Source organism: uncultured Lutibacter sp. (genome assembly GCF_937891065.1).
Lineage (GTDB): Bacteria > Bacteroidota > Bacteroidia > Flavobacteriales > Flavobacteriaceae > Lutibacter.
In genome coordinates this window covers 1-4,315 of the sequence record NZ_CALAEQ010000168.1, presented here as the reverse complement: position 1 = coordinate 4,315, position 4,315 = coordinate 1, and the positions used below count along the sequence as shown (strand labels likewise).

Sequence of the window (4,315 nt, the reverse complement as noted above, 5' to 3'; positions counted from 1 at the left end):
CTTTAGCTTCTATGTTAAATTCAACTTCAACCATTTTTACAATGGATATTTACAAGCAATATATTAACAAAAATGCTAGTGATAAAACAACAGTAAATGTTGGTAGAATTTCAGCTGCAGTAGCTTTAGTAATAGGTTGTATTATGGCTCCATTATTAGGAGGTATTGATCAAGCTTTCCAATTTATACAAGAATATACAGGAATTGTGAGTCCTGGTATTTTAGCTGTATTTATGTTAGGTTTATTCTGGAAAAAAACAACAAATAAAGGTGCAATTATGGGGGCTTTAGTTTCAATTCCAATTGCAATGTACTTTAAGGTTGCTCCAAAAGGATGGTCAACAAGCGCACTATTTTTAGATTTACCTTGGATGGACCAAATGGGATATACAGCAGTGCTTACTATGATAGTAATTGCATTGGTTAGTTATTTCCAACATAAAGGAAAAGATGATGAAAAAGGTATTGAAATTTCTAAAGAATTATTCAAAACAAGTCCATTATTTAATATTGGTTCATTTGCAGTAATGATTGTGTTAGTAGCATTATATGCCATTTTCTGGAAATAAAATTAAAAATTATACTATAAATTAATTCAGTGAACGAGCAACAACTAAGAGTCATAAAACTTACAAACTCAAATGGTTTAGAATTGGAAATTTCTAATTTTGGAGCGACTATAATTGGGTTGAAAATACTTGATAAAAATCAAAATTTGATAAATGTTGTTGCTAGTTTAGAAGCTGCGGAGGATTATACAAAACAGTTTTATACTGATAAAGGATTGTATTTAGGAGCCACCGTTGGAAGATATGCGGGTAGAATTTCAAAAGGGAGTTTTAAAATTAATGAAGAGGTTTATCCAATTGCCAATAAAAATGGTGTTCACTTGCATGGAGGAGAAATAGGATTTGATAAAAAATATTGGAAAGTAGAAAGTTTTAACGAAGGTTTAAATTCACAAGTAACTTTATCTTATATAAGTAATCATTTAGAAGAGGGATATCCTGGGAATTTAAAAACTTATGTAACCTATAACCTTAGTGAGCAGAATGAGGTTAAAATAATTTACAAAGCTAAAACCGATAAGGAAACATTTGTGAACTTAACCAATCATAGTTATTTTAATTTAAATGGAAAAGATACTGTTTTGGATCATAAATTAATGATTCATAGTTTATCTTATTTAGATGTTAATGAACAATTAATCCCTTCAGGAAAACTTATAGATTCTTTAAATACAAGATTTGATAGAAATGAGTTATCCCTATTAGGTAGAAAAGATTTTACAGGGTTTGATGATACTTTTGTTTTAGGCGAAGAGAATTTAAAAGCAATACTAGTGTCTCCAAAAACCGGAATTCAAATGGAAGTATATACAAACCAGCCTGCAAGTGTTGTTTATACACCTGTGCAATTACCTACGTTAGCTTATAAAAATGGAGTTAATTTTTCTAATTTTTCAGCTATTTGTTTTGAAACACAGAATTTTCCAGATGCGCCAAATAATAATAATTTCCCATCTTCAATATTAAAACCAGGTGATGAATACTTGAATGAAACAATATTTAAATTTAGTGTAATTTAACTAGCGGTATTTTAATAAAATCTCTTTTTATGTATTGTTCTTAATCATTAATAACTTCATTTGGTTTTCATTATCAATTATTTTTTTTGAGTGTTTGTTTTAAACAATCTATAATTTTAAAGATGGACTTGCTACATACACTCAATTACTAAGTTTAGGTTGTTTAATTTGTGAAATTTCTGAATAACAAATAAATAGCCCATTTTAAATTTTACTTCTTTAAAAACACTTTATAACCTGATGGCTTTGATTTAAATCAGAACCTTTTACACAAACTTAATCATACGTATTTGTATGATTTAAAACCTTAAAGAATACAGATAAGTATTCTTTAATTTGTTTTTTTATATGTATTTGTATACTTTTACCTTAATTTACATACTTATATGTATAAAAATGTTAACAAATGAGAAACAAGAAAAAACTACTCATAGAACAACTGGACCAAAAGTTGGCGAATTTTAACGATGCAGGAATGGTTCTGGTCCCACAAAAAGGATGGGTAAATACTATTAGAACTACTCTTAATATGACAAGGGACCAATTAGGGACCAAACTTAACTTGACTAAAGGAGCAATACAAAAAATAGAGGAGCGTGAAGCTACAGGCCAGATAACCATCAATAAATTAAAGGATGTTGGTAATGCTTTGAATATGAAATTTGTTTATGGTTTTATTCCAAAAGATGGGAGCATTGAAAGCCTAATCAACTTAAAGGCTGAAAAACTGGCTCGAAAAATTGTTTTAAGGACCCATCAAAATATGAAATTAGAGGACCAAGGAATCAGTGAAGATAAAATTGATGATTCAATAATTGACTTAGCTAATGAAATAAAAAGGGAAATGAGAAAGTCATTATGGGATTAAATCTAAAATACACAGCTGGACAAACACCTTTAGATGAGGATGAAAAGGAAGGTCTAAAAATAAAATCAATAACAACACAAAAAGAACTCGATGAATTTGAACAGTTAAATATTGAAAAAGCTGTAGAATGGACTATTAGAGCTAATTTAAAACCTGAAAAAATATTGACTGAAAAGTTTATAAAAGATGTACACAAAAAAATGTATGGTGATGTTTGGAAATGGGCAGGCGAATTTAGAAAGACTGACAAAAACATTGGAATAAAATGGACTCAAATCGGAATAGAACTAAAAAATCTAATTGATGACACTAAATATTGGTTAGAAAACAAAACGTATTCACCTGAAGAAATTGCTATTAGATTTAAACATAGAATCGTAGCAATTCACTGCTTTCCTAATGGAAATGGTAGACACTCAAGAATGATGGCTGATATAATTATTGAATCCATTTTTGGAAAAGAAATTTTTAGTTGGCACAAGTCAAATATGGTTAGAGCAGATGAAACAAGAAAAGAATATATTATAGCATTAAGAGAGGCTGACAATGGAAACATAAAACCTTTGATAAAATTTGCTAAAAATTAAAAAGCTAAAGCCTTGTATAATTAATGGCTCTGGCACGTTTTTGTTTACTAAATTAGTTGCTTAACCACGCAATTAAACATACACAACGTTGGGAGCAATTATGTCTCGCCCTGAATAAAGGCTACATAATTTTAAATTTTACTTCTAGAAATACAATTTATAACCTGTTGGGTGCAATTATTAAAAACGTCAGTTCGAGTGTTTTTTGTGTAGTAAAACGAAACTAAAAATGTATCGAGAACCATTTTAACACTAATTTTTATGTTCTGGTTACTATTTTCTATCGAAAATCACTTGAACTAAAATGATTGTCAAAATTTAATTGCGTCGATAGGTAGTTTATACTAAAGAAATTGGTATTCAATATTAAATAGTTATTTTTGCTAAAACTACGAATCAATTCACATGAAAGGAATTATTTTAGCAGGGGGATCAGGAACTCGGCTGTATCCAATTACTAAAGGAACATCAAAGCAATTATTAGCTATTTACGACAAGCCAATGGTTTATTATCCATTGTCTATTTTAATGCTTTCAGGGATCACAGAAGTATTGATAATTTCTACCCCACACGATTTACCAAACTTTAAAAATCTTTTAGGTGATGGATCTGAAATTGGAATGCAGTTTTCATATGTAGAACAGCCTTCACCAGACGGATTGGCTCAGGCTTTTATTTTAGGGGAAGAATTTATAGGAAATGATGATGTTTGTTTGATTTTAGGAGATAATATTTTTTATGGAGCAGGAATTGAACAGTTATTGGAGAATGCAGTAAAAACAGTTTCAGAAGAAAAAAAAGCAACTATTTTTGGATATAATGTTCAAGATCCTGAACGATATGGTGTTGCAGAATTTGATAAAAATGGAAATGTGTTTGGTATTGAAGAAAAGCCAACCAAACCTAAAAGTAATTATGCAGTAGTTGGTTTGTATTTTTATCCTAATAATGTAGTTGAAGTTGCTAAAAACATTCAACCAAGTAAAAGAGGTGAATTAGAAATAACAACCGTTAATCAGCATTATTTAGCTAGTGGTAAATTAAAAATGGAGATGATGGGCAGAGGCTATGCTTGGTTAGATACAGGAACGCAAGACTCACTATTAGAAGCTTCAAATTTTATTCAAACCATAGAAAAACGACAAGGGTTAAAAATTGCGTGTATTGAAGAAATAGCCTATCAAAATAAATTCATTTCAAAAAAGCAATTGTTAGCTTTAGCTGAACAATACAAGAATAATGAATATGGCTCATACTTACTTAATATAGCT

4 protein-coding genes and 1 pseudogene are annotated in these 4,315 nt (G+C 29.6%); all 5 read left to right on the top strand.

The features are described from left to right. Positions 1-569 (top strand): annotated as a pseudogene (locus Q0352_RS09365) (sodium/glucose cotransporter); the annotation flags it as partial. Between the two features lie 29 nt (positions 570-598). Beyond that, positions 599-1,588 carry an aldose epimerase family protein gene (locus tag Q0352_RS09360; protein WP_299526993.1) on the top strand — a complete coding sequence of 330 codons (990 nt, stop codon included), beginning with the start codon at positions 599-601 and terminating at the stop codon, positions 1,586-1,588. Positions 1,589-1,994: 406 nt separating this feature from the next. Further along, positions 1,995-2,456 (top strand): mobile mystery protein A, encoded by a 462-nt coding sequence (locus tag Q0352_RS09355; protein ID WP_299526990.1) that lies wholly within the window; start codon positions 1,995-1,997, stop codon positions 2,454-2,456. Next, positions 2,447-3,043, top strand: coding sequence for a mobile mystery protein B (locus Q0352_RS09350; RefSeq protein ID WP_299526988.1), 597 nt, complete (start codon positions 2,447-2,449; stop codon positions 3,041-3,043). Before Q0352_RS09355 ends, Q0352_RS09350 begins: the two co-directional genes overlap by 10 nt. A 405-nt stretch (positions 3,044-3,448) precedes the next feature. Beyond that, a partial coding sequence (gene rfbA, locus Q0352_RS09345) for a glucose-1-phosphate thymidylyltransferase RfbA (RefSeq protein WP_299526986.1) occupies positions 3,449-4,315 on the top strand: 867 nt, incomplete at its 3' end.